The sequence below is a fragment of the Pseudomonas sp. 2822-17 genome (assembly GCF_002742485.1).
GTDB lineage: Bacteria > Pseudomonadota > Gammaproteobacteria > Pseudomonadales > Pseudomonadaceae > Aquipseudomonas > Aquipseudomonas cyclaminis.
This window is the reverse complement of record NZ_LJRZ01000738.1, coordinates 254,551-280,690: the sequence shown is the minus strand read 5'-3', so window position 1 is coordinate 280,690 and position 26,140 is coordinate 254,551. Positions and strand designations below refer to the sequence as shown.

At 59.4% G+C, this 26,140-nt stretch carries 21 protein-coding genes and 4 tRNA genes; 8 read left to right on the top strand and 17 right to left on the bottom strand.

What is annotated here, in order from left to right; all coding sequences use genetic code 11:
• Window positions 1-90 precede the first annotated feature (90 nt).
• Window positions 91-648 carry a cytochrome b gene (locus tag AOA60_RS25345; protein WP_099586655.1) on the top strand — a complete coding sequence of 186 codons (558 nt, stop codon included), beginning with the start codon at window positions 91-93 and terminating at the stop codon, window positions 646-648.
• Here AOA60_RS25345 and AOA60_RS25340 read toward each other — a convergent pair.
• Entirely contained in the window at window positions 638-1,528 is an 891-nt protein-coding gene (locus tag AOA60_RS25340) for a 1-aminocyclopropane-1-carboxylate deaminase/D-cysteine desulfhydrase (RefSeq protein WP_099586654.1), read from the bottom strand. The genes AOA60_RS25345 and AOA60_RS25340 overlap by 11 nt on opposite strands.
• A 58-nt stretch (window positions 1,529-1,586) precedes the next feature.
• Entirely contained in the window at window positions 1,587-3,626 is a 2,040-nt protein-coding gene (locus tag AOA60_RS25335; RefSeq protein WP_099586653.1) for an NADPH-dependent 2,4-dienoyl-CoA reductase, read from the bottom strand.
• Between the two features lie 212 nt (window positions 3,627-3,838).
• Between AOA60_RS25335 and AOA60_RS25330 the strand changes: the two genes are divergently transcribed.
• Window positions 3,839-4,969 (top strand): carbon-nitrogen hydrolase family protein, encoded by a 1,131-nt coding sequence (locus tag AOA60_RS25330; RefSeq protein WP_099586652.1) that lies wholly within the window; start codon window positions 3,839-3,841, stop codon window positions 4,967-4,969.
• Between the two features lie 4 nt (window positions 4,970-4,973).
• Entirely contained in the window at window positions 4,974-6,008 is a 1,035-nt protein-coding gene (locus AOA60_RS25325; RefSeq protein WP_099586651.1) for an AraC family transcriptional regulator, read from the top strand.
• 300 nt (window positions 6,009-6,308) lie between these two features.
• On the opposite strand, the gene AOA60_RS25320 is transcribed toward AOA60_RS25325, so the two are convergent.
• Window positions 6,309-6,785 (bottom strand): MarR family winged helix-turn-helix transcriptional regulator, encoded by a 477-nt coding sequence (locus AOA60_RS25320; RefSeq protein WP_099586650.1) that lies wholly within the window; start codon window positions 6,783-6,785, stop codon window positions 6,309-6,311.
• 146 nt (window positions 6,786-6,931) lie between these two features.
• Between AOA60_RS25320 and aceE the strand changes: the two genes are divergently transcribed.
• Window positions 6,932-9,592 (top strand): pyruvate dehydrogenase (acetyl-transferring), homodimeric type, encoded by a 2,661-nt coding sequence (gene aceE, locus AOA60_RS25315; RefSeq protein ID WP_099586649.1) that lies wholly within the window; start codon window positions 6,932-6,934, stop codon window positions 9,590-9,592.
• A gap of 1 nt (window position 9,593) precedes the next feature.
• Here the strand turns inward: aceE and AOA60_RS25310 are convergent, their stop codons facing one another.
• Window positions 9,594-10,379, bottom strand: coding sequence for a DUF2242 domain-containing protein (locus tag AOA60_RS25310; protein ID WP_099586648.1), 786 nt, complete (start codon window positions 10,377-10,379; stop codon window positions 9,594-9,596).
• Window positions 10,380-10,468: 89 nt separating this feature from the next.
• Window positions 10,469-11,368, bottom strand: a complete 900-nt coding sequence (locus AOA60_RS25305; protein ID WP_099586647.1) for a LysR substrate-binding domain-containing protein — start codon at window positions 11,366-11,368, stop codon at window positions 10,469-10,471.
• A 119-nt stretch (window positions 11,369-11,487) separates the two neighbouring features.
• Here AOA60_RS25305 and AOA60_RS25300 point away from each other — a divergent pair, with 119 nt between their 5' ends.
• Window positions 11,488-12,654, top strand: coding sequence for an MFS transporter (locus tag AOA60_RS25300; protein ID WP_099586646.1), 1,167 nt, complete (start codon window positions 11,488-11,490; stop codon window positions 12,652-12,654).
• Window positions 12,655-12,716: 62 nt separating this feature from the next.
• Here AOA60_RS25300 and AOA60_RS25295 read toward each other — a convergent pair whose 3' ends face one another.
• The 10 genes from AOA60_RS25295 to AOA60_RS25250 all read right to left on the bottom strand — a co-directional run bounded on the left by AOA60_RS25295 (window position 12,717) and on the right by AOA60_RS25250 (window position 22,331).
• Entirely contained in the window at window positions 12,717-14,591 is a 1,875-nt protein-coding gene (locus AOA60_RS25295; RefSeq protein ID WP_099586645.1) for a SurA N-terminal domain-containing protein, read from the bottom strand.
• A gap of 230 nt (window positions 14,592-14,821) precedes the next feature.
• Window positions 14,822-15,094: an HU family DNA-binding protein gene (locus AOA60_RS25290; RefSeq protein WP_099586644.1), complete on the bottom strand. Its 273-nt coding sequence runs from the start codon at window positions 15,092-15,094 to the stop codon at window positions 14,822-14,824.
• A 149-nt stretch (window positions 15,095-15,243) separates the two neighbouring features.
• A complete protein-coding gene (gene lon, locus AOA60_RS25285; RefSeq protein ID WP_099586643.1) occupies window positions 15,244-17,640 on the bottom strand; it encodes an endopeptidase La in 2,397 nt (798 codons plus the stop codon).
• 174 nt (window positions 17,641-17,814) lie between these two features.
• Window positions 17,815-19,098 carry an ATP-dependent Clp protease ATP-binding subunit ClpX gene (clpX, locus tag AOA60_RS25280; RefSeq protein WP_003238279.1) on the bottom strand — a complete coding sequence of 428 codons (1,284 nt, stop codon included), beginning with the start codon at window positions 19,096-19,098 and terminating at the stop codon, window positions 17,815-17,817.
• 112 nt (window positions 19,099-19,210) lie between these two features.
• Window positions 19,211-19,846 (bottom strand): ATP-dependent Clp endopeptidase proteolytic subunit ClpP, encoded by a 636-nt coding sequence (clpP, locus tag AOA60_RS25275; RefSeq protein ID WP_083357884.1) that lies wholly within the window; start codon window positions 19,844-19,846, stop codon window positions 19,211-19,213.
• 91 nt (window positions 19,847-19,937) lie between these two features.
• Window positions 19,938-21,248 (bottom strand): trigger factor, encoded by a 1,311-nt coding sequence (tig, locus tag AOA60_RS25270; RefSeq protein WP_099586642.1) that lies wholly within the window; start codon window positions 21,246-21,248, stop codon window positions 19,938-19,940.
• A 603-nt stretch (window positions 21,249-21,851) separates the two neighbouring features.
• A tRNA-His gene (locus AOA60_RS25265) sits at window positions 21,852-21,927 on the bottom strand.
• A 77-nt stretch (window positions 21,928-22,004) separates the two neighbouring features.
• Window positions 22,005-22,089 (bottom strand) — tRNA-Leu (locus AOA60_RS25260).
• A gap of 57 nt (window positions 22,090-22,146) precedes the next feature.
• Window positions 22,147-22,222, bottom strand: a tRNA-His gene (locus AOA60_RS25255).
• Window positions 22,223-22,254: 32 nt separating this feature from the next.
• Window positions 22,255-22,331, bottom strand: a tRNA-Arg gene (locus tag AOA60_RS25250).
• Between the two features lie 275 nt (window positions 22,332-22,606).
• On the opposite strand from AOA60_RS25250, the gene folD reads away from it, so the two are divergent.
• Both folD and pbpG read left to right on the top strand, forming a co-directional pair.
• Window positions 22,607-23,461, top strand: a complete 855-nt coding sequence (gene folD / locus AOA60_RS25245) for a bifunctional methylenetetrahydrofolate dehydrogenase/methenyltetrahydrofolate cyclohydrolase FolD (RefSeq protein WP_095184382.1) — start codon at window positions 22,607-22,609, stop codon at window positions 23,459-23,461.
• A gap of 207 nt (window positions 23,462-23,668) precedes the next feature.
• The gene (pbpG, locus tag AOA60_RS25240) at window positions 23,669-24,592 is read left to right on the top strand and encodes a D-alanyl-D-alanine endopeptidase (RefSeq protein ID WP_099586641.1); all 924 of its coding nucleotides are present in this window, start codon (window positions 23,669-23,671) and stop codon (window positions 24,590-24,592) included.
• Between the two features lie 39 nt (window positions 24,593-24,631).
• On the opposite strand, the gene AOA60_RS25235 is transcribed toward pbpG, so the two are convergent.
• Complete coding sequence (locus AOA60_RS25235; protein WP_099586640.1) at window positions 24,632-25,294, bottom strand: C39 family peptidase; 663 nt, start codon at window positions 25,292-25,294, stop codon at window positions 24,632-24,634.
• A 211-nt stretch (window positions 25,295-25,505) separates the two neighbouring features.
• Here AOA60_RS25235 and AOA60_RS33105 point away from each other — a divergent pair, with 211 nt between their 5' ends.
• Entirely contained in the window at window positions 25,506-25,658 is a 153-nt protein-coding gene (locus AOA60_RS33105) for a hypothetical protein (protein ID WP_178075418.1), read from the top strand.
• Here the strand turns inward: AOA60_RS33105 and AOA60_RS25230 are convergent.
• Window positions 25,655-26,065 carry a hypothetical protein gene (locus AOA60_RS25230; RefSeq protein WP_099586639.1) on the bottom strand — a complete coding sequence of 137 codons (411 nt, stop codon included), beginning with the start codon at window positions 26,063-26,065 and terminating at the stop codon, window positions 25,655-25,657. The two genes, AOA60_RS33105 and AOA60_RS25230, sit on opposite strands and share 4 nt — an antisense overlap.
• Window positions 26,066-26,140 lie beyond the last annotated feature (75 nt).

Genomic DNA, 26,140 nt, shown 5'->3' with positions numbered 1-26,140 from the left:
CGTAGGGCAAACCGTTCAAAACAGGCATAGAGTAAAAGGACTCCGTCGCCAAAGAACGGAGGCTTGCCCTGATGAACGAGGAACCCAGCGATGCCGTGGAAAAATTCCGATACGCGCTACAGCACTATGTCGATTGCGCTGCACTGGTTGATGGTGGTGCTGCTGGCGGTGGTCTACGCCTGCATAGAGTTACGCGGCCAGTTCCCCAAAGGCAGCGGCGCCCGCACGCTGATCGTCGAGATGCACTTTATGTTCGGTCTCACGGTGTTTGTGCTGGTGTGGCTGCGCCTGTTTGCGCGCAGCCTGGGGGTAGCGCCGAAAATCCTACCGGCACCGCCGCAATGGCAACGCCTGCTGGCCACCCTGATGCACGCCGCGCTGTACGCCCTGATGATCGGCATGCCGATTGCGGGCTGGCTGATCGTCAGCGCCGAGGGGCATTCGGTGATGTTCTATGGCATGGAATTGCCGCCGCTGATTGGCGAGAACAAGGCCCTGGCCAAAGAGATTGAAAGCTGGCACGTGCTGTTCGGCAAGATCGGCTACTGGCTGATCGGGCTGCATGCCCTGGCGGGGATCTTTCATCATTATGTGATGCGCGATAACACGGCGCTGCGGATGATGCCGGGTAAGCGCGCTAGTCTGTAAACCCTCGCCGGCCTTGCAGGCCGCCGGTGTGCACGAAGATCAGGCGAGTGCCGGGCGCGATGTGGCCGGCCTCGATCTGCTGTTTCAAGGCCAGTAATGCCTTGCCGGTGTAAAGCGGTTCCAGCGGCACGCCGCAGGCTTGTTGCGTGGCCTCGATAAAGTCGAGCAACAACGGGTCGACCTTGGCGAACCCGCCCCGGCTGGCGTCCAGCAACTCATAACCGCCCGTCACCAAAGCACTCACATTCTGCGCCACACCGTGATCCTTCGGCACGGCCAGTGCGCCGTACACCGGATGGGCCCCCGCCTCTGCCAGCACCAAACCCGCCAGCGTGGTGCCGGTGCCCGCTGCCAGCCACCACCCGTCGTAATCGGCCCAGCCCAGCTTGCTCAATTGCGCACGGGCCTGCTCGACCAGCACCCCGCAGCCCATTGCCCCCTCCAACCCGCCGCCGCCTTCCGGCACGGGATACAGCTGGGGATATTGCTCACGCCAAGGCAACCAAAACCCCGGTTCATTGCGCGCGCGATAACCACCGTAGCCGAGCCAATGCAGCTGCATACCGAACGCTTCCAAGTCTTGGACGGTAGGCGTGTCTTGCGGATGGCCGCGCAGCAGGCCGACGGTGGCAAAGCCAAAACGCTTGCCCGCCGCCGCCAGTGCGTGCAGATGGTTGGAGTAGGCACCGCCGAGGCTGATAACACCGCTGGCCCCGGCCCGTTGTGCCTGGGCCAGGTGTTCGGTGAGCTTGAACCACTTGTTGCCGCTGATCAGCGGGTCGATGCGGTCCAGGCGCAGCACGGCCAACTCGACGCCGTTCAGCCAATCCAGCGCCAAAGGTTCAAGGGGTGCATAGGGAAGCCAATCGAAGGGGCCCATTGAACGGGAACTGTATGAAAAACGGGGCGGTAGTCTAACACCGCCCCGCTCGGGGGTTTTACAGCTCGGCGGCGAGGCGCGAGCCCTGGTTGATGGCACGCTTGGCGTCCAGCTCGGCCGCCACGTCAGCACCGCCGATCAGGTGCACGTTCTGGCCGGCAGCGACGAGGCCGTCGTGCAATTCGCGCAACGGGTCCTGGCCGGCGCAGATGACGATGTTGTCCACCGCCAACAGTTTTGGCTCACCCTCGGCGCCGATGCGGATATGCAGGCCGTCATCGTCGATCTTCAGGTACTCGACACTGTTGAGCATCTGTACCTGCTTGTTCTTCAAGCCGGTGCGGTGAATCCAACCGGTGGTTTTGCCCAGGCCGTCGCCGACCTTGGAGGCCTTGCGTTGCAGCAGGAATACCTCACGCGCTGGCGCATGCCGCTCGAGTTTGATCCCGGCCACGCCGCCACGGGCTTGCAGTTGAGTGTCGATGCCCCATTCCTTCCAGAACGCTTCGCGATCCAGGCTGGTGGACACGCCCTGGTGGACGAGGAATTCGGATACGTCAAAACCAATACCGCCGGCGCCGATCACCGCGACGCGCTTGCCCACTGCCTTGCGTTCGAGGATCACGTCCAGGTAGCTCAGCACCTTGGCATTGTCTACGCCGGGAATCGCCGGGGTACGCGGTGCGATGCCGGTGGCGAGGATGATCTCGTCGTAGCCGCCAGCCGCCAGTTGCGCCACATCCACACGGGTGTTGAGGCACAGCTCAACGTGGGTAGTCTGCAGCTTGCGCTTGAAGTAGCGCAGGGTTTCGAAGAACTCTTCCTTGCCCGGCACACGCTTGGCGATGTTGAACTGGCCGCCGATCTCGCTGGCCGAATCGAACAGCGTCACCTGGTGACCGCGCTCAGCCGCCACCGTGGCCGCAGCCAGACCCGCCGGGCCGGCGCCGACCACGGCAATCTTCTTGATCTGCTTGACCGGCAGGTAATTGAGCTCGGTCTCATAGCACGCGCGGGGGTTGACCAGGCAGGTGGTCAGCTTGCCGCCAAAGGTGTGGTCCAGGCATGCCTGGTTGCAGCCGATGCAGGTGTTGATTTCATCGGCGCGGCCGGCGGCGGCTTTGTTGACGAACTCCGGGTCGGCAAGGAACGGCCGTGCCATCGAGACCATGTCCGCATCGCCTTCGGCGAGGATCTGCTCGGCGATTTCCGGGGTGTTGATGCGGTTGGTGGTGATCAACGGGATCTGCACCGCACCGCGCAACTTGGCCGTGACTTTGCTGAACGCGCCGCGTGGCACTTTGGTGGCGATGGTCGGGATACGCGCTTCATGCCAGCCGATCCCGGTATTGATAAGGGTCGCACCGGCCTGCTCGATGGCCTTGGCCAACTGCACGATTTCTTCCCAGGTGCTGCCGCCTTCCACCAGGTCGAGCATCGACAAACGGAAGATGATGATGAACTTCGGGCCGACCGCTTCGCGAACACGGCGCACGATTTCCACAGCGAGGCGCATGCGGTTTTCGTAGCTGCCACCCCAACGGTCGGTGCGGTGGTTGGTGTGGGCGGCGAGGAACTGGTTAATGAAATAACCTTCGGAGCCCATGATTTCCACGCCGTCGTACTCGGCGACCTGAGCCAGCAGCGAGCAGGTGACAAAATCCTGGATCTGCTTTTCGATGCCCTCTTCGTCCAACTCCTTGGGTTTGAACGGGTTGATCGGCGCCTGGATCGCGCTGGGCGCGACCTGCTTGGGGCTGTAGGCATAACGCCCGGCGTGGAGGATCTGCATGCAGATCTTGCCGCCCGCCTCGTGCACCGCGTGGGTGACGATCTTGTGCTTTTGTGCTTCTTCGTCGGTGGTCAGCTTGGCCGCACCAGCGTACACGCCGCCTTCATCATTCGGGCCAATCCCGCCGGTGACCATCAGGCCCACGCCGCCACGGGCGCGCTCGGCAAAATAAGCGGCCATACGCTCGAAACCACCGGGTTTTTCTTCCAGGCCGGTGTGCATCGAGCCCATCAGGGTACGGTTGCGCAGCGTGGTAAAACCCAGGTCCAACGGGGCCAGCAGGTGCGGGTAGGCAGCAGCGGTCATGGTACAGCTCCACAACGGATCATCACGGGACGTGGAAGGCTCGAATGGCCTGCCATCGATTTATGTCCCACAGACTAAGAGGCCATCCCCTACCGCTCAATGACCGAAACTCACAACTTATTGATCCAAATGCACAGCGCCCCTTGGCAAGCCTCTGCAGGGGCCCTACCCTAGTCAGCGAACCCTGCACCCGGTCTGTTGTCTGTTCCCCCATGCGTAAACTTCTAGCTTTTACCGTCACCCTGGCCCTGGTTGCCGCCATCGCCGCCTATCTGGTCTGGACCCAGGAGCGCCCCGTGGCGCATTACCTGTCGGACCTGCGCAGCACCGTCGCCGTCAACGAAGGCCAGCCTGCCGATCGCGGCAACCTGCTGGGCATCCAGCCGGAGCTGTTCCCCGCCGACTACCAGAGCCTGGAACGCCTGCACCTGAAGCTCGCGGCTTACCTGCAAAACGCCCGTGACCAAGGCCTGATCAACGACAAGACCATCGTCGTGTTACCTGAACACATCGGCACCTGGCTGATGCTCACTGGCGAGAAAAACGAGGTGTACCACGCGCTGCATGTGAAGGACGCGATGCATTGGTTGTCGATCAGCAATCCGCTGCAGTTCCTGCGAGCCTGGATCAGCGCCACCGGCGATGACCGCACCAACGACGCCTACCTGCGCATGAAAGCCCCGGCCATGGCGCGTGACTACCAGGTGCTGTTCGGCGGCCTGGCCAAGGAGTTCGGGGTCACGGTGGTGGCCGGCTCCATCGCCCTGCCCAACCCGAGTGTGAGCCAGGGGCAACTCCAGGTCGGCCATGGTGCGCTGTACAACGCCAGCGTGGTGTTTGCAGCGGATGGCTTGCCCGTCGGCGATCTGCAACGCCAGCTCTACCCGATCTACGACGAGCGCGGCTTTATCGAGCCCGGTGATGAAAATGTCATCAGCGTGGTCGAGACTCCGGCCGGGCGCCTCGGCGTGCTGGTGGGCAGTGACAGCTGGTACCCGGACAACTACCGCAAGCTTAACGAACAAGGCGCGCAGCTGATCGCGGTGCCAGCCTTTGTACTCGGCCGCGACACCTGGGAACGTCCATGGCGTGGTTTTAAAAGTGTCTCCACACCCCAGGAAATCAGCCTCAAGCCCGAGGAACTCAGCGAAGGCGAAGCGTGGCGCCGCCTGACCTTGATCAGCCAGCAACCGATCAGCCAGGCCAGCGCCGGCATAAGCGTATTCCTGCGCGGGCAGTTCTGGGACCTGAGCACTGCCGGGCAAAGCTTCCTCAGCCACAACGGGCAGATCAGCGCCGACGGCGACGCCCGTGGCGCGCGCTTGCTGAATATCTGGCTGTAACGCGGTGAAGCCGGTGCGCCTGGGGGATCTGTCGGTAGGCTTCGTACATACCCTGGCCGATGCGATCCACAGCCACGGCCTGGATCCGCAGCCGCTATTGCTGCAATACGGCCTCGACCCGGCGCGCCTCGCCGAAGCCGGCGCGCGCTTGTCGATCCCACGTTATATGCGCCTGGGCCATGCGGCCATCCAACTGACCGGCAACCCTGGATTGGGTTTGCGCATGGGTCAACTCAGCCGCATGAGCCAGGCGGGCCTGGCGGGCGTCACCGCCGCCCAGGCGCCCAACGTCCGCGAAGCCGCCCGCACACTCACACGCTTTGAGCCACTGTATGGCGCCAACTATCGCGGGCAATCGAGTTTTCACGAGGATGCCGAAGGCGCCTGGCTGCGTTTTTATTCCATCAGCCCCTACAACGCCTACAACCGCTTTGTGGTGGACTCGATCATTTCCAGCTGGCTGCATCAGCTCGCCAGCCTGGCTCAACAACCGCTGCAGGCGCAACGCATCGAGATCGAGTTTGACGCCCCCGACTACAGCGAGCAGTACAGCCAATTGGGCGCGAGCCCGGTGCACTTCGGCGCCGAAGCCAACCAGGTGCGCCTGAGTCAATCGACCCTGGGCCTGCGCAACCCCCAGCATTGCCCGAGTACCTGGCAACTGCTACTGCAACTGTGTGAAAGGGAATTGGAGCAGTTGACCCGCACCCGCAGCCTGCGCGAGCGCATTACGCGGTTGCTCGGGCCGATGCTCAATGGCGGTCGGGAACCCGACCTGGAAGAAGTGGCGGCACGCTTGAAGCTGCCAACCTGGACACTGCGCCGAAAACTCGCCGAAGAAGGCACTCAGTTCCGGGCGATTCTCAACGATACCCGCCGCGACCTGGCCATGACCTACATTCGCGATACGGAACTGGCGTTCGGCGAGATCGCCTACTTGCTCGGTTTTGCCTCAGCCCAAGCGTTCCAGCGGGCCTTCAGGCGTTGGAACAACCAGACCCCAGGGGAATTTCGCCGCAGTCAGCGGCATTCCGCCTGACGTCGGTCTTACAGCTCTGTTGCGTCGTCTGCTGGTTCCAGCGGGTCCAGCTCAATCGCGTGGTACTCAAGCAGTTCTTCCTGGTAATCGTCCATAGTGGGCTCCTTGTCTTGAATTAAAAGCGGCTGCCAGTAAATGACCTGCACAGCCAGCCTAAAGTGCCGTCATGACGAAAAAATGTCGACGTCATGACGTTCCTGCACTCCAGGATTAAACGTAGCAGCGTTATTCGGATTTAGCACTGAGGTGTTGAGGCGCGATTGCCATCGGGGGCAAGCCCCCTCCCACACTGGATCTGCATTACGTTTCGGACTTACCTCGGCCACGGGTTTGAACACCCGCCTCCATCGCCATTCCGGCGGCGCGCTCCAATGCATCTGCAAACCCCTGGCGCTGCTCCGGTTCGATCTGCGACAGGAACAATTCGTCCACCGTACTTTCGTAGATCTTCCACATTTTTTTGCGCAACGCTCGGCCGGCATCGGTGATCGACGCAAATGCCGCGCGGCCATCGCCGTCGGAGCGCGAACGCACCACCAGGCCGTCCTTTTCCAGGCGGTCTACCAGGCGCGTGAGGTTATAGCGCTCAATAGCCAGCACATCGGCCAGTTCGTGCATGCGGCGGGTGCCATCGGGGCCGCTTTCCAGGCCCCACAAGGCGTCATACCAGGCATACGGCGGCAGGTCCGCTGCGGCCAGCCGGCGCTCGATTTCACGGATGACCGTCCTGTGGGCCCTGACAAAACGGAACCATACATCAGGCTCTTTCGACGACATGCAACACCATCCGGTGGATTTCAAGAAGGTTGCAATAGTAGCTCATGCCGCGCTAAATTCGCCCATGTAGTTGCAATTGCAACCACTTTTGACGGCGCTCCCACAAGGAGCCCGCCACTTGAAATCCGCCTATCCTGGAGCCTCACATGACCCCGAATAACGCAGTCGGACGCGACGCAGATCCACAGGAAACCCGCGAGTGGCTGGAGTCCATCGAGTCGGTGCTGTCCGCCGAAGGCCGCCCGCGTGCCCATTACCTGATCGATCAGTTGCTGGACTTCGACGTAGCGCGGCATGGCGACTTCTACGGGCGGGTGACCACGCCTTACGTCAATACCATCGCGGTGGATCGCCAGTTGCCCTACCCCGGCAACCTGGCCATCGAACGCCGCACCAATGCGTTTATCCGTTGGAACGCCATGGCCATGGTGCTGCGCGCAGGCAAACACTCCGGGGTGGGTGGGCATATTGCTACTTATGCGTCAGCCGCTGTGCTGTATGACGTCGGTTTCGACCACTTCTTCCGTGGCCGCACCGACAGCTTCGACGGCGACCTGGTGTACATTCAGGGACACTCGTCGCCGGGCATCTACGGCCGCGCCTACCTCGAAGGCCGCATCAGCGAAGCACAGCTGGACAACTTCCGCCGCGAAGCCGGTGGCGAAGGTATTTCGTCCTACCCCCACCCACGCCTGATGCCGGACTTCTGGCAATTTCCCACTGTGTCCATGGGGCTCGGGCCAATCACGGCGGCCTATCAGGCGCGCTTTATGCGCTACCTGGAGTTTCGTGACCTCAAGCAACACCAGGGCCGCAAGGTGTGGGCATTTCTCGGTGATGGCGAAATGGACCAACCGGAATCCCTGGCCGCTATCTCCCTGGCCGGACGCGAGAAGCTCGACAATCTGATCTTCGTGGTCAACTGCAACCTGCAACGCCTGGATGGCCCGGTACGCGGCAATGCCAAGGTAATCCAGGAGTTCGAAAGCCTGTACCGCGCCGCCGGCTGGAATGTGATCAAAGTGATCTGGGGCGGCGGCTGGGATGCATTGCTGGAAAAGGACACAAGCGGTCTGTTGCGCCAACGCATGATGGAATGCGTGGACGGTGACTATCAGAACTACAAATCCCAGAACGGCGCCTACGTGCGCGAACACTTTTTCGGCAAATACCCGGAGTTGCTGGCACTGGTTGCGGACCTGTCCGATGACGATATCTGGAAACTCTCACGGGGCGGCCATGACCCGGACAAGGTCTACAACGCCTATGCCGCCGCCGTGCGTCACAGTGGCCAACCCACGGTGATCCTGGCAAAAACGGTAAAGGGCTTTGGCATGGGCGAAGCCGGCGAAGGCCAGAACATCAACCACCAACTTAAGAAGATGGGCGCCGATGCCGTCAAAGCCTTCCGCGACCGCTTCGGCCTGGAAGTGCCGGACGAGCAACTCGCTGATATTCAGTATCTCAAGCCCCCAGCCGACAGCGAAGAAGCCCGCTACTTCGCCGCACGGCGCCAGGCCCTGGGTGGGTATGTACCCGCGCGCCACACTGCGGTCGAATCGTTGCAGATCCCCGAACTGAGCGCCTTCGCCACTCAACTCAAGGACACTGGTGAGCGCGCGATTTCCACCACCATGGCCTTCGTGCGCATCCTCGGCACCCTGCTCAAGGACCCGCACCTGGGCAAGCTGATCGTGCCTATCGTGCCGGACGAGTCGCGCACCTTCGGCATGGAAAGCCTGTTCCGTCAGATCGGCATCCACTCCGCCGTCGGCCAGCTCTACACCCCACAGGACTCCGGCCAGTTGAGCTATTACAAGGAGAGCAAGGACGGACAGATCATGCAGGAAGGTCTGAATGAGTCCGGCGCGATTTCCTCGTGGATTGCGGCCAGCACGTCCTACAGCAACCACGGCCTGATGACCGTGCCGTTCTATATCTTCTATTCGATGTTCGGTTTCCAGCGCGTCGGCGACCTGGCCTGGGCAGCAGGCGATGCACGGGCACGCGGTTTCCTGCTGGGCGCCACCGCCGGGCGCACCACGCTGATGGGCGAAGGCTTGCAGCATGACGACGGACATAGCCATATCCTCTCGTCGGTGATTCCGTGCTGCATCTCCTATGACCCGACCTTTGCCTACGAACTGGCGGTAATTATTCGCGAGGGCATGCGGCGCATGTACGTCGAGCAGGAAGACATTTACTACTACATCACCCTGCTCAACGAAAACTACCCGCACCCGGCGATGCCCGAGGGCGTGGAACACGGCATTCTCAAGGGCATGTACCTGCTCAGCGCCAGCCCTCAGGCACAGGTACAACTGATGGGCAGTGGCTCGATCCTGCGAGAAGTGATCGCCGCCGCTGAACTGCTGGCCAACGACTTCGGCGTGCAAAGCAATGTGTGGAGTGTGACCAGCCTCACCGAGTTGCGCCGTGACGGGCATGCGGCCGAACGCTGGAACCTGCTGCACCCGGAAAGTGAGCCGCGCGTAAGTTATGCAGAGCAATGCCTGGCCGGACAAACGGGGCCAGTGGTGGTGGCGACGGACTACATGAAACTGTTCGCCGATCAGATTCGTCCGTTCGTGCCGGGACGGCGCTTTATCGCGTTGGGCACCGATGGTTTCGGGCAATCGGACACCCGGGAAACACTACGGGAGTTTTTTGAGGTGGACCGGTATTTCGTCGCGCTGGCAGCCTTGAAGGCACTGGCCGATGACAACGTGATCGGTCGCGATAAAGTCAGTGAGGCGATCAAGCGCTACGGGATCAACGTCGACAAGGCCGACCCCGTAGCAGTCTGATCTACTGCGCAGGCGTCGGCAGGGGCGGAATGGCTTCGGTCGGTGCCGGCAGGTCCGGATGGGTCGGTGCTGGCGTTGGCGTCGGTGCCGGCTCTTCCTGCGGCGCAATGGGCGCAGGCTCTGCCGGTGGTGCCACCGGGTCTGACGCAGCAGGCTCTTCCTTTGGCGCCTCGACCTTCTCGACCAGCGGTGCCGCCTTGGGCTCCGGCACACCCAGGTCAGCCTTGGGCTGCTCGGGAATATGCTCGGCCTTCTTCACTTCCTGGGGCAGGAACACGTCCACCAGCGCAAAGTAACGCTCGTAGAACTTCGGCGCGGACACCGTCTCACTGGCCACCTTGACCATCGAGTCATCGGTGGAGCCGATCGGCATCGATACCGATCCCAGTACGCCCACACCCAGGCTCGCGGAGTTGTTGACCTTCTTCAGCGCGTAACGGTCCTGCAGGGCGTTGGCGAACATCGTCGAATGGTTGGTGCCTTTGCCATCATCGGCACACACCACGTTGAAGCTGATCTGCAGATGGGTTTCGCCGGTCTGCTGGAAGCTTTTGTTACCGACGACGACCTTGGGATCGCTGCTGGTGATGATGTAGCCCTGGCTCAGCAAGGCACGCCGCGCCGCTTCGCACGCCGCGGCATCACTGACCGGGTAATCCCTGGAAAACGTGCCGGAGTCGTCGAAACTCTCATGTTCATAAATAGCGGGTTTGGGTGACGAGCAGCCCGCGGCGCCCGCCAACACCAGCGCCAGCCCGAGGCTACGCAAGTGAAATGATGTCGACATCGATAATCCTGAAGAAAACAGTCCGGGCGGTATTGTGCAACAGAACGAGGCCTTGGCGCGCACATTCCTGTCGGTAAAACGTCACAGGGCTACAGCATGGCGACTGTGGGAAAAAGCCCTGCGCACATATGATCTATAAGCACGCGCAACTTGGCCGAAGCATGGCGACTTGATGGCCACAACATCCAGAAACTGCCACGGTGCTCCAGATAATCATCCAGCACCCGTTGCAGTCGTCCCTCGCGCACCGCCTGGTTGACCATGTAGTCAGGCAGGCAAGCAATCCCCAGCCCTTCGTGGACCACATGGTTGAGCGACTCGATAGTGGTGCTGGCCAGCGAAGTGCGCAACGTCAGTTCGCCAGCACCGGGCTCCAGGCGCAACGGCCAGGGTTCCAGCTTACCGGTGGCGCAGAACTTGTGACGCAGGCAGGCGTGTCCATTTAAATGCTCGGGTTGTTGCGGCGTGCCGTGCTGCACGAAGTACGCCGGCGTGCCCACCAGCACCAGTTGGTAATGCCCCAGATGACGGGCCATCAAGCGCGAATCTTCCGGCTTGCCGGTACGAATTACCGCATCGAACCCTTCCTCGATCACGTCCACCATGCGGTCGGAAAAATCCACATCCAGCTCGATATCCGGGTACGCACGCATGAAGTCACTGAGCACCGGCATCAGCAGGCCGCGCACTTGTGGCACGCTGATGCGCAACTTGCCCCGAGGCGTCGCACTGGCTTCGGTCAACTCGCGCTCCGCCGCTTCGACTTCGGCCAGAATCCGCCGTGAACGCTCAAGGAACAGCGCGCCCTCTCCCGTCAGGGTAATGCTGCGTGTACTGCGATGAAACAGCCGCACACCCAGACGCTCTTCCATCCGCGCAATGCTTTTGCCCACGGCCGAAGACGACACACCCAATACCCGCCCGGCGACGGTAAAGCTGCGGGTCTCCGCCACCTGCACAAATACCGACAGGCTGCCCAAACTGTCCATGATCCTGCCTCAGCTGATTACGGACATCCACGTCCGATAAGTTCGGAACCTTAGCCTGTTTTTCCATCAGTCACAGCCCCCTACTCTGCTGGCTTGCCCTTTCGTATGGAAACAGCGCTATGAGCTCTAACGCTTCACTGGCTGATGCCGCCGCCACAGCCCGACACGAATCCCTGCCTTTGGGCGGCCTGCTGGCCCTGGCCTCGGCGGGATTCATCACCATCCTCACCGAAGCCATGCCCGCCGGGCTGCTACCGCAGATGGGCGAAGGCCTCGGCGTGTCGCCAGCACTGGTTGGCCAACTGGTCACCCTCTACGCCCTTGGATCGTTATTGGCAGCCATCCCACTCACGCTGCTGACCCGAGGTTGGCGCAGACGCCCGCTGCTGCTGATCGCCATCGGCGGCTTTGCCTTGGTCAACAGCGTAACGGCCTTCTCCAGCCACTATGGGCTGACGCTGGTGGCGCGTTTTTTTGCCGGGGTGTTTGCCGGGCTGCTTTGGGCGCTATTGGCGGGTTACGCCAGCCGAATGGTCGCGCCACATTTGCAAGGCCGGGCAATCGCCGTGGCAATGCTCGGCGCACCACTGGCCTTGTCCCTGGGCGTGCCAGCGGGAACCTGGCTCGGTGCGGCCGTTGGCTGGCGACTGAGCTTTGCGATCATGACCGGCCTCACGCTGGTGCTGCTGATATGGGCTCGCTGGCAACTGCCCGACTTCGCGGGTCAACCGACGGGCAAGCGCCTGGGATTACGCCAAGTACTTGCATTGCCCGGCATCCGCCCTGTGTTGTGGGTGACCTTTACCTACGTCTTGGCCCACAACATTCTCTATACCTACATCGCTCCATTGCTGGTGCCCGCCGCACTTGCCACCGACATCGACCGGGTGCTGCTGGTGTTTGGCCTCGCCGCGCTGCTGAGCATCTGGCTGACCGGGGTATTGATTGACCGGTGGCTGCGCACACTGCTGCTGATCAGTTGCGCATTGTTTGGCCTGATCGGCTTGGCGCTGGTGGTCTGGATCGACGTGCCGGTGGCGGTCTACATCGCTGTCGCGTTATGGGGCCTGGCGTTCGGCGGTCTGCCGGCTTTGCTGCAAACAGCGCTGGCCAAATCAGCAGGGGAATCGGCGGATGCCGCGCAGTCGATGCTGGTGACCGTGTGGAACCTGGGAATTGCTGGCGGCGGCCTGATAGGCGGCCTCCTGCTGCAGCGCTGGGGCGTCAGTGCGTTCCCGTGGGCGGTGGTGGGATTGATGCTCCTGGCCGTGGCCAAGCACCGATAAAACAGTGGACATAAAAAAACCCCCGGTCTTTTCAGGCCGGGGGTTTTTTATTCAAACCGCCATCAGAACTTCTTGATGTCAGCCTGGGTTTCCAACTGCTTGCGGTACGCCGCGAAGTCTTGCTGGCCGACACGGGAAGCGAGGTATTGGCGGTATTGCGCCTTTTCTTCGTCCGATGGGGCTGCAGCTTCATTCACACCGTTCAAGCGCACGATCGCCAGGCTACCGTCAGCCAGGGTCACGGTGGTGAAGGTCGGCTTGTCCTTGGCCGCAGGCTTAGGCATGCGGAACAGGGCTTGCAGCACGGCAGGATCAATCGCTTCCGCACTGCGGCTAGCCGCTTCAGTGACTTTCCACGCCTGGCCGTCAACCGGTTGGTTCAGCGGCGTCTTGCCATCACGCAGGCTGGCGATCAGCTCGTCAGCGTGAGTCTTGGCAGCCGCGCTGGCGCGCTCCTTGGCCATCTGGGTGCGGATTGCCGCGGCAACGCTTTCCAGCGGCAGTTGCGCCGGTTTGCGGTGCTCTTTGGCACGCAGCACGATGATGGTTTCCGGGTCCAGCTCAATGGCGGTGCTGTTGGCACCTTCATCCAGCACTTCCGGGCTGAACGCTGCGGTGACCACGGCACGGTTGGCCGCAACACCTTCGCCACCTTCACGGCCAAACGGCGCGGAGGTGTGCACGGTCAGCTTCAGGTCGGAGGCAGGTTGAGCCAGGTCCGACGCTTCGAATGCCGCATCTTCCAATTGCTTGGTCGCTTCGACAAAACGCTGTTCAACCTGCTGTGCCTTGAGCTCGCGGGTCAGCTTGTCTTTCAGGCTGGCGAACGATGGCACTTCAGGCGCCTCAACGCCCAGCAACTTGATCAGATGCAAACCGAAGGTAGTGCGCACTGGCGCCGACACCTGGTCTTGCTTCAAGCCGTACAGCGCGGTTTCGAAGTCCGGGTCATAAACGCCAGGGCCGGCAAAGCCGAGGTCACCGCCATTGTTGGCCGAACCTGGGTCCTGGGAGAACTCCTTGGCCAGGGCTTCGAACTTCTCACCCTTGGCCAGGCGCGCCTGGATGCCTTCGATCTTGGCCTTGGCTTGCGCCTCGGTGACCTTGTCATTGACTTCAATCAGGATGTGCGCGGCACGACGCTGTTCAGCGAGGTTGGCGGTTTCCTTCTCGTAGGCAGCCTGCAGCTCATCGTCCTTGACGTTGACCTGGTCGAAGAAGGAAGACTTCTTCAATTCCAGATAGTCGATGACCACCTGGTCCGGGGTCATGAACTCTTTGGCGTGCTGGTCGTAGTAAGCCTTGACCTCGTCGTCGGCGAGTTTCACCGCCGCAGGGTTGGCCTTGATGTTGACGGTGGCGAAATCGCGGGTCTGTTTTTCCAGACGGGCGAATGCGAGCACTTCGGCATCAGTGACGAAACCGCTGCCGGCAATGCCTGCGCGAACCTGGCCGATCAGCATTTCCTGGGTCATCATCTGACGGAACTGCAGACGGCTGTAGCCCAACTGACGGATCACCTGGTCAAAGCGTTCGGCGCTGAACTTGCCGTCGACCTGGAATTCCGGCGTTTGCAGGATCACTTGGTCCAATGCAGCTTCAGAGAAACCGAATTTGGAATCGGCGGCGCCTTGCAGCAGCAGCTTGCGATCAATCAGGCCTTTGAGGGCCGCTTCGCGCAGCAGTTTTTCGTCCAGCAGCGAAGCATCGAAATCCTTGCCCAACTGTTGCATCAGCTGGCGACGTTGCATGTCGACGGCCTGGCTCAGCTCGGTCTGGGTGATTTCTTCACCGTTGACCTTGGCCACGTCCTGCTTGTTATTACCCGAAGCCTGGAAAATGGCCTCGATACCGGTGAACGCCATCAATGCGACGATGATCCCGATAATGGTCTTGGCAATCCAGCCTTGTGAATTGTCCCTGATATTTTGCAGCATGCGTCCCCCAGAAACGGTTGAACTTCAAAAATTGGCAACCGTGGAGCGTGGGTAGAGTCCGGATAGAAGAAAGGCGCATCCGAGGATGCGCCTTCTCGTAACTGGCGGAGCGGACGGGGGGTTGAACCTGCACCCCCGGCGTGGCGACCCAATGGATAGGTGGGTCAGCTGCCGCTCCGCTGCCAGGCCAGACCTGCGTCCGACCCGGGTAGCAAAGGCTTGATCGAAGCTTAGTTGACGGCTTCTTTCAGGGCTTTACCGGCTTTGAAACCTGGTTTCTTGGCAGCAGCGATTTCCAGTGCTTTGCCAGTCTGTGGGTTGCGGCCAGTGCGAGCTGGGCGGTCAGTCACAGAGAAAGTACCGAAGCCTACCAGTACCACGGAGTCGCCGGCCTTCAGAGCGCCAGTGACGGATTCGATTACTGCATCCAGCGCACGGCCAGCAGCAGCTTTCGGGATATCAGCGGATGCAGCGATAGCATCAATCAGTTCCGACTTGTTCACTCTAAGTCCCCTTATATATCTATTGAGTATGATTCTAAGTTTTTTGGTAAACAGCAAAAATCAGTGCTGAATGGCCTACAGACACTTAAGAGCCGCTTTATAACAAGGGCTCTAAAAAGCTGTCAAGGAAGCCACCAGGCTTATTCACATTAATGCGTGCTAATTCTTTCCTTGGAATCAGACTCTCGTTTTTCGTCCTTGGCAACTATCTCCGGGGCCACATCCGGCAAGGGCTCCGGCGCGTATTGCAGCGCAATTTGCAGGACCTCGTCAATCCATTTAACCGGTTTAATCTGAAGATCCTGCTTGATGTTGTCAGGAATTTCCTTCAAGTCGCGAACATTCTCTTCAGGAATGATCACGGTCTTGATACCACCCCGATGTGCGGCAAGCAATTTCTCTTTCAGACCACCGATCGCCAATACTTGACCACGCAGGGTGATTTCCCCCGTCATGGCCACATCCGCACGCACCGGAATGCCGGTCAATGCCGACACCAACGCCGTGCACATGCCTACGCCAGCGCTAGGGCCGTCTTTAGGCGTCGCCCCTTCCGGCATGTGGATGTGGGTGTCGTGCTTCTCGTGGAAGTCCAGGGGAATCCCCAGGCTCCTGGCGCGGCTGCGCACCACGGTCTGCGCGGCGGTGATGGATTCGACCATCACGTCACCCAGGGAACCGGTCTTGATCAGTTGGCCTTTACCCGGAATCACCGCGGCTTCGATGGTCAGCAACTCGCCGCCCACCTGGGTCCACGCCAGGCCAGTCACCTGCCCTACCTGATCCTGCTGCTCGGCCAGGCCGTAGCGGAATTTCTTCACGCCCAGGAAGTGCTCCAGGGAATCGGCCACGACCTTCACCGAGAAGCGTTTTTCCAGCGCGTGCTCTTTGACCGCCTTGCGGCAAATCTTCGCGATCTGGCGCTCAAGGCCCCGTACACCGGCCTCGCGGGTGTAGTAACGCACGATGTCGCGGATCGCTTCGATGTCAAATTCGATCTCGCCCTTCTTCAGGCCGTTGGCCGAAATCTGCTTGGGCGCGAGGTATTTGACCGCGATATTGATCTTCTCGTCTTCGGTGTAGCCCGGCAGACGAATCACCTCCATCCGGTCCAGCAAGGCCGGTGGAATGTTCATGGAATTGGAGGTGCACAGGAACATTACGTCGGACAAGTCGTAGTCGACTTCCAGGTAATGGTCGTTGAAGTTGTGGTTTTGTTCAGGGTCGAGCACTTCCAGCAACGCCGATGCCGGATCGCCACGCATGTCGCTGCCCATTTTGTCGATTTCATCGAGCAGGAACAGCGGATTGCGCACTCCCACTTTTGTCATCTTTTGAATCAATCTTCCTGGCATCGAACCGATGTAAGTCCGGCGATGACCACGGATTTCCGCCTCGTCACGCACACCGCCGAGGGCCATGCGTACGAATTTGCGGTTGGTGGCACTGGCAATCGACTCGGCCAGGGAGGTTTTACCGACCCCAGGAGGACCAACCAGGCACAACACCGGACCACGAATTTTCTTCACACGCTTTTGCACGGCGAGGTATTCGAGGATCCGTTCTTTGACTTCTTCGAGGCCATAGTGATCGGCGTCGAGAATTTCTTCGGCACGGGTCAGGTCCAGACGCACCTTGGTCTGAGCCTTCCACGGCACCTGCACCAGCCAGTCAATGTACGAACGCACCACAGTGGCTTCAGCGGACATCGGCGACATCTGCTTGAGCTTGTTCAGCTCGGCATTGGCCTTGGTCAGGGCGTCTTTCGGCAGGCCGGCGGCATCGATGCGCTTTTTCAGCTCTTCGATTTCGTTGTGGCCATCCTCGCTGTCGCCGAGCTCTTTCTGAATGGCCTTCATCTGCTCATTCAGGTAGTACTCGCGCTGGCTGCGCTCCATTTGCTTCTTCACACGACCACGGATGCGCTTTTCAACCTGCAACAGGTCGATCTCCGCATCCAGCAACGCCAGCACGTGTTCAACACGGGCCGACAGCTCGATGATTTCGAGGATGTCTTGCTTCTGCTCGATCTTCAGCGCCATGTGCGCGGCCATGGTGTCGACCAGGCGGCTTGGCTCATCAATGCTGTTGAGGGAAGACAGGACTTCAGCCGGGACTTTCTTGCCCAGCTGCACATACTGCTCGAACTGCGAGAGCAGGCTGCGTACAAAAACCTCGGATTCGCGCTCAGGGGCTTCGACTTCGTCGATCAGCGCCACTTCGGCGCGCAGGTGACCATCCACCTCCATGAAACGCTCTACCGCCCCACGTTGCTCGCCTTCCACCAGCACCTTGACGGTGCCATCAGGCAGTTTCAGCAGTTGCAGAACGGTGGCAATGGTACCGACGCGATACAGGGCGTCTTCGCCTGGATCATCATCAGCAGGATTTCTCTGGGCCAACAGCAGGATCTGCTTGTCGCCCGTCATCGCTGCCTCAAGGGCTTCGATAGACTTCTCGCGCCCCACGAACAGCGGGATAACCATGTGCGGATAGACGACGACATCACGCAACGGCAGGAGAGGCAATTCAATGGTTGTCTTCATGATTTCGCCTCTATGACAGTTCAAAAATAAGCTTGAAACCAAGATGGGGGCTGCATGCAAAAAAAACAAGCTTATTGCCAGCAGTTAAACGCAGTAAACGCGTCAGGATAAAAACTCGCGCAAAAAACAAAGGGGCCCTAGGGGCCCCTTGTTTGTACCGAAACTGCGAAACGCTTACGCGTCTGGCGCAGCCTTGGCAGTCGGCTCACTGTTTTCGTAGATATACAGTGGCTTGGACTTACCTTCTATAACGCTTTCGTCGATCACCACTTTACTCACCTCGGACTGCGAGGGGATTTCATACATGGTGTCGAGCAACACGCCTTCAAGGATAGAACGCAGACCACGTGCACCGGTCTTGCGCTCCAGCGCTCGCTTGGCTACCGACTTGAGTGCGTCAGTACGGAACTCAAGGTCCACACCTTCCATCTCAAACAGCTTGGCATATTGCTTGGTCAGGGCGTTTTTCGGCTCGGTGAGGATCTGAATCAGAGCAGCCTCATCCAACTCGTCCAACGTGGCCAGGACCGGCAAACGGCCAACGAATTCGGGGATCAGACCGAACTTGACCAGATCGTCAGGCTCGACTTCACGCAGGGACTCGCCCACCTTCTTGCCTTCTTCCTTGCTGCGCACTTCTGCACTGAAACCGATACCGCCCCGGGTAGAACGTTGCTGGATAACTTTTTCCAGCCCGGAGAATGCACCGCCACAGATAAACAGGATGTTGCGCGTATCTACCTGAAGGAATTCCTGCTGCGGGTGCTTGCGGCCGCCTTGTGGCGGTACGGAAGCTACCGTGCCTTCGATCAGTTTCAACAGGGCCTGCTGCACGCCTTCACCGGAAACATCCCGAGTGATCGACGGGTTGTCAGACTTGCGCGAGATCTTGTCGATTTCGTCGATGTAGACAATACCCATCTGGGCTTTCTCTACGTCGTAGTCGCACTTCTGCAGCAGTTTCTGAATGATGTTCTCAACGTCCTCACCCACGTAGCCAGCCTCGGTGAGGGTGGTGGCGTCGGCGATGGTGAACGGAACATTCAACAGACGAGCGAGGGTTTCTGCAAGCAGGGTTTTACCTGAGCCTGTAGGACCGATCAGCAAGATGTTGCTCTTGCCGAGTTCGACTTCGTCGCCTTTCTTGTCACGCTGGTTCAGACGCTTGTAGTGGTTGTACACCGCTACGGCCAGAACCTTCTTTGCACGCTCTTGACCAATCACGTATTGATCAAGGATGCCGCTGATTTCTTTAGGCGAAGGCAATTTATGCGCGCTGCTTTCGGCCTGGGCTTCCTGCACCTCCTCACGGATGATGTCATTGCACAGGTCGACGCACTCGTCGCAGATAAAGACCGAGGGGCCGGCAATCAACTTGCGTACTTCATGCTGGCTTTTGCCACAGAAGGAGCAATAGAGCAGCTTGCCGTTGTCCTCGCCGTTGCGGGTGTCAGTCATTCGTTCGATCCAAATCCGATAGGCTTGCAACACAAGATGAAGGCTTATGCGGGCTTTTTCAAGCCCGCCGATGATCGGACACGCCGACCAGCCCTATTTTGAGCGGCTTATATTAAGCGGGGCGCTTTTCGATCACTGCGTCGATCAACCCGTATGCACGTGCGGCTTCGGCGCTCATGAAGTTGTCGCGGTTGGTGTCGCGCTCGATTTCTTCGAGGGTATGCCCGCTGTGCTTGGCCATCAGCGTGTTGAGACGCTCGCGGATGAAGAGGATTTCCTTGGCATGGATTTCGATGTCCGACGCCTGGCCCTGGAAGCCACCCAGTGGCTGGTGAATCATCACACGCGAGTTCGGCAGGCAGTAACGCTTGCCCTCGGCACCCGCCGTCAGCAGGAACGCGCCCATGCTGCAGGCCTGGCCAATGCAGGTCGTCGAGACATTCGGCTTGATGAACTGCATGGTGTCGTAGATCGACATGCCTGCTGTTACCGAACCGCCCGGCGAGTTGATGTAGAGATGGATGTCCTTGTCCGGGTTTTCCGCTTCAAGGAACAGCAGCTGCGCACAGATCAGGTTGGCCATGTAGTCCTCTACCGGGCCCACCAGAAAGATCACTCGCTCCTTGAGCAGGCGCGAGTAGATGTCGTAGGCGCGTTCGCCACGAGCGGACTGCTCGACAACCATCGGGACCAGGCCGCCTGCGGCCTGGATATCAGAGTTCTGCTGAATATAGGAATTACGGAACATGCTCTGCAGTTACTCCCAAATAGTCATGTCTTGAAAACGCATAAGCCAGCGCGAGGCTGGCTTATGGTTGAATTTCCAACGAGTTGGACAATCAGTCGGCTTGTGCTGCTTCCGCCGGCTTGACTGCTTCTTCGTAAGAGACCGCTTTATCGGTCACCTTAGCCTTCTGCAGAACAGTATCCACAACTTGTTCTTCCAGCACAACCGAACGTACTTCGTTCAGTTGCTGGTCGTTCTTGTAGTACCAAGCCACAACCTGCTCAGGCTCCTGGTAGGCCGAAGCCATTTCCTGGATCATTTCGCGAACGCGGTCTTCGTCAGGCTTGAGGTCGAACTGCTTGACCACTTCGGCCACGACCAGACCCAGCACAACGCGACGCTTGGCTTGTTCTTCGAACAGCTCGGCCGGCAGTTGGTCAGGCTTGATGTTGCCACCAAACTGCTGAACCGCTTGAACGCGCAGGCGATCCACTTCGTTGGACAGCAGAGCCTTAGGCACTTCGATCGGGTTGGCGGCCAGCAGACCGTCCATGACCTGGTTCTTGACCTTGGACTTGATCGCCTGACGCAGCTCGCGCTCCATGTTCTTGCGAACTTCGGTGCGGAAACCTTCGAGAGTGGCTTCCTTGATACCGAACTGAGCAAAGAACTCTTCGTTCAGCTCGGGCAGCTTAGGCTCGGAAACGCTGTTGACAGTCACGGTGAACTCGACAGCTTTGCCAGCCAGGTCCAGGTTCTGGTAGTCAGCAGGGAAAGCCAGGCTCAGAACACGCTCTTCGCCGGCTTTGGCGCCAACCAGGCCGTCCTCGAAACCAGGAATCATGCGGTTGGAACCCAGCACCAGCTGAGTGCCCTTGGCGGAGCCGCCAGCGAATACTTCGCCGTCAACCTTGCCAACAAAATCGATGTTCAGTTGGTCTTCGTTCTGGGCGGCACGATCGGCCACTTCGAAACGGGTGTTCTGCTTGCGCAGGATTTCCAGCATGTTGTCCAGGTCGGAATCAGCAACTTCGGCGCTCAGGCGCTCGATTTCGATACCGTCAAAACCGGCCACTTCGAACTCTGGGAACACTTCGAATACGGCAACGTATTCCAGGTCCTTGCCAGCTTCCAGGGACTTAGGCTCGATCGAAGGCGAACCAGCCGGGTTCAGCTTGTGCTCAACAACGGCTTCGTAGAAGGAAGCCTGGATCACGTCACCTACCGCTTCCTGACGCGCATCGGCACCAAAACGGCGCTTGATTTCGCTCATTGGCACTTTGCCCGGACGGAAACCAGCGATTTTGGCCTTTTGGGCAGTCTGCTGCAGACGCTTGTTGACCGCAGTTTCGATACGCTCTGCCGGCACGGTGATGCTCAGGCGGCGCTCAATAGCAGTAGTATTTTCAACAGAAACTTGCATGAATATTCCTCGTTGCACAGACGTTAGCCGGCCGTTTCCGACCCCAGAATCAAGGGCATGCATTCTAGAGGGTCAAACTCAAGAAGTCACCCTACTGGAAACGGGTAAAAAAACAGCAGGCCATTTGTAGGTTCAAGTGCACGCATGCACCTGCGCCCATTAGCAAATACAGCTCATCAAGCCAGGGCTCTGCGCCAGCCCTTCTATATATAGAAGGGTGCGCAAACAAACCCTGACCGCCGACCTTGCAAGCAAGACCGACAGGCCGGCCGCAGCATCGCGAAACACAAATACGACGAAGCGCCCTGCCTTGGAAACTCGAAACGCTCAAACAAAAACGGCACAGCCCTTTTTCAGGTACTGCGCCGTTATCGCTATTTAATAGCGGTGCTGACCTCTATATAGCCGAGCATCAGTTCTACACGTTCAAAACCGGCAACGATTCTAACGCCAAGGCATTGAGAATGCTTGTTTTTTTCTTGACACCCGGAATCCGCGAATCCTCACGCGGCTCAATGCCCGCAAATGCCCGCAGAAACGAGCCCCAGCTTTTTCGGATGCAAAAAAAAGCGCCAGATGATTAATCTGGCGCTTTTTCAAATATGGGGTGGACGAAGGGGATCGAACCCTCGACAACGGGAGTCACAATCCCGTGCTCTACCAACTGAGCTACGCCCACCATATTGCATTAACAAAGAACTCGAACATCTTCTTTGTTGAACCTTACCTCGCCTGACGGCCTGGCAAAGCTTTAATTGGTGCGGATGAAGAGACTCGAACTCTTACGCCTCGCGGCGCTGGAACCTAAATCCAGTGTGTCTACCAATTCCACCACATCCGCGCTTGAAGCTCTTAAAGCAAAGGCGCCAGACGATTAATCTGGCGCCTTTTCAAAATATGGGGTGGACGAAGGGGATCGAACCCTCGACAACGGGAGTCACAATCCCGTGCTCTACCAACTGAGCTACGCCCACCATATAACACTACTTGTGCCAAAGCTGCCTAATGGCGCACCCGGCAGGACTCGAACCTGCGACCATCCGCTTAGAAGGCGGATGCTCTATCCAGCTGAGCTACGGGCGCCTTATTAATCTGTACTCTTGGAGGATTACAAACTAAGTGCTTCCAGCCTCGCAGTACTACAATTCTGCTCGACCTTCTTAACCAGTGCTAGGCTGTGCCCGACAAGTGCGACGAATAGTATAGAGGGCCTGGAAACCCGTCAAATCTTTTTTGAAAAAAATTCATTTTATTTAAGGGGTTAGGCCAATTTGCAGACCAAGCGCCTTTGCCCTCGCGCCGTGGCGTGCGAGAATGCGCGCACTTTTCCTCCCCCTCTCGATGGTTAATCACGCGTAATGACTGCACAACTTATCGACGGCAAATCAATCGCCGCCAGCCTGCGCCAGCAGATCGCCAAACGAGTCACCGAGCGCAGCCAGCAAGGCCTGCGCACGCCGGGCCTCGCGGTGATCCTGGTCGGCAGCGATCCTGCCTCTCAGGTTTATGTCTCGCACAAGCGTAAAGACTGCGAAGAGGTCGGCTTTATATCCAAGGCCTACGACCTGCCTGCCGCCACCACCCAAGAGGCGCTCACCGACCTGATCGATGGCCTCAACGACAATCCGGCGATCGACGGCATCCTCCTGCAACTGCCACTGCCCGAGCACCTGGACGCGTCCAAGTTGCTGGAGCGCATCCGCCCGGACAAAGACGTCGACGGCTTCCACCCATATAACGTCGGCCGCCTGGCCCAGCGCATCCCGCTGCTGCGCCCGTGCACACCAAAGGGCATCATGACCCTGCTGGAAAGCACCGGTGTCGACCTCTATGGCCTGGATGCCGTGGTCGTGGGCGCCTCCAACATCGTCGGCCGCCCAATGGCCATGGAATTGCTGCTGGCCGGCTGCACCGTGACCGTGACCCACCGCTTCACCAAGGATCTGGCCGGCCACGTCGGTCGCGCTGACCTGGTCGTCGTGGCCGCCGGCAAGCCGGGCCTGGTCAAGGGTGAGTGGATCAAGGAAGGCGCGATTGTTATCGACGTGGGCATCAACCGCCAGGAAGACGGCAAGCTGGTAGGCGACGTGGTGTATGAAACTGCCCTGCCCCGCGCCGGCTGGATCACCCCGGTGCCCGGCGGCGTTGGCCCGATGACCCGTGCCTGCCTGCTGGAAAATACCCTGTACGCCGCAGAAACCCTGCACGGTTAATAACCAGGCGTACTGAAAAAGCCCTGCCTTATCGCAGGGCTTTTTATTGCCCGAAAAAAAACCTGTTTTTTCTTATTTTTTAAGCACTTTCGTCTGGTTTTAGAAGAACATTCGACAGTCCATCGTCCATACTCCTAAAATGTAACGGCATTTATCAAAAAAACCGTTACTCAACGGTATTTCCTACTTTTTAGCGAGTTCATCCGCGTGAAAATTCGTCTTTCTATCGTCAGCCTATTTTTCGCTTTCACAGGCACCTTTGCGCACGCCGCTGAATCCACCCAGGCACCGCGCGATCCGTCCAAACTGCAGATCGCGTCCGGCAGCGCCATGCTGGTCGACCTGCAAACCAATAAAGTCATCTATGCCAGCAACCCCGATGTAGTGGTGCCGATTGCGTCGGTAAGCAAGTTGATGACCGGCCTGATCGTGCTTGAAGCCAAGCAGAACATGGACGAGTACATCGACATCAACATCAAGGACACGCCAGAAATGAAAGGCGTGTTCTCCCGCGTAAAAATCGGCAGCGAAATGCCGCGCAAGGAAATGCTGCTGATCGCCCTGATGTCCTCGGAAAACCGCGCCGCCGCCAGCCTGGCCCACCATTATCCGGGCGGCTACCCGGCGTTTATCGCGGCGATGAACGCCAAGGCCAAGGCGCTGGGCATGACCAGCACTCACTATGTTGAGCCCACTGGCCTGTCGATCCACAACGTGTCCACCGCCCGCGACCTCAGCAAGCTGCTGGCTGCCGCACGCCACTACCCGCTGCTCAGCCAGTTGAGCACCACCAAGGAAAAGACCGTTGCGTTCCGCAAGCCCAACTACACCTTGGGTTTCTCCAACACTGACCACCTGATCAACCGCGCCAACTGGGACATCAAGCTGACCAAGACCGGCTTCACCAACCAGGCTGGCCATTGCCTGGTGCTGGTGACCAGCATGGGCAATCGCCCGGTGTCGCTGGTGATCCTGGATGCGTTCGGCAAATTCACCCACTTCGCCGATGCCAGCCGTATTCGCAGCTGGGTCGAGACCGGCAAAGGCGGCTCGGTGCCGGACGTGGCGTTGCGCTACAAGGCCGACAAGAATCTGAAGAACCGCCCGAACGCCGCAGAAGTGCGTCGATAACCCGCGCATAAAAAAACGGCGCATCGAGCGCCGTTTTTTTTACTTTCTTTCTGACAACACTTTAAGCGCCTGCGCCGCCGCCCGTTCCTGCCCGGCCTGGGCCGTGGCATTCGCCGCGTCGCGCCAGCGCTGGGTATCCACATTCGCCGGCAACTGGCTCGGACGCTGGGTGAGGATCGCCCAGTGCCCCGCGCTTGCCCACTTCGATTCAAAGTCGCTGAAGCTCATCAACAAGCGCCGGTCCATGCCCGAGCGCAGCAGCACCGTGCTTTTCTGCTGATTGAAGCCCACCACGACCACATAGTGCGCATCCGACCACAGCCCGCCGCCGACGCGCGCCATCACCGGATAACCCGCCGCCACCTGCGCCAGTACGGCCGTCAGCCTGGCATCCAGCGGATACACCATCAGCCCGTACTCACGGGCCAGCACCTGCATGTTGCGCTCCAGGTCCGCTTCGCCGCCCGGTAACCGCAGTGGTTTATCCAGCAAGCCCGGTGTCATGACAATGCCTTGTTGCGACAGCATGCTGGCTAACGCCGTAGGTCCGCTCTGATAAGCCTCGCTGCGAAAGGTCGGCACACCATTGAGTTCGACGCGCTCCGGCAAGCCCGGCAGTTTCGACGGATGCCCGGAACAGGCCGCAAGGCCCATGGCGCAGGCCAGCAACAGGGATGATTTAAAGTTCAACCGTAACCGCAATTTTGTACTCTCTTGATCAACTGCCGGTGAGGGTCCTGATCATAGGGCGCCACGCCACGCGGGTATAGCCCAAAACCGGGGTCAGGCGCCTGGGATAGAGCAAACAAGTTGGACGAACACGACCATTGGTCAATAGCAGGCAACCGCCGGGTAGCTAGACTGTCCATTGAGAAGACTGTGTGTGCCCCCTGCGGGGTAAAAGGAGGCCTGAATGAGCCTTGCAACAACGATTGTGATGTTGATCTGCGGTTGGCTGGCGGTAGCCGGCGCCATGTTGTGGGGGGTGTTACGCATTACCCGTCGGCACCATCATCCCCACGTCAAACCGGCCAAGCCGCTGAAGGCTGCGATACACCACGCCTAGCCAGGCATGCAATTGAAGTCCTGAGTCGCCGCGACTTCCTTGCCGTGACCATCCTTCAAGGATGCGCGCACGGTCGTGCCCAGGCTCGACTCCACCAGCGTGTAGTGTTCACCCGCCTTGAAGCCCTGGTACTCGACCCGGCCCTGGCAGTCCCGCTGGTTGTCGTCGCCCGGCTCCTCTTCGTAAAGCGTCACGTCCAGACGATGATCACCCGGCGTCACTTCGAAATAGCGCCCGTCATCCACGCGCTTGCCGTCCACGCGCTCGGCCAGCAAATCATTCGGCGCCTCCTCCCTCAGACCAATCCAGGCCTCGCTCGGGTCCGCCTTGGGGATCGGGCCGGCGCACGCCGACAACAGCAATACGGCACCTAGAGCAGGGATCAACAACAGTGGTTTAAGTGACATGGCAGGCTCCAAAAAAGACGATGTGTCCGATGGGTGACAAGCTTGGCCAGCAGCCCTGTGTAGAACAAATGAATC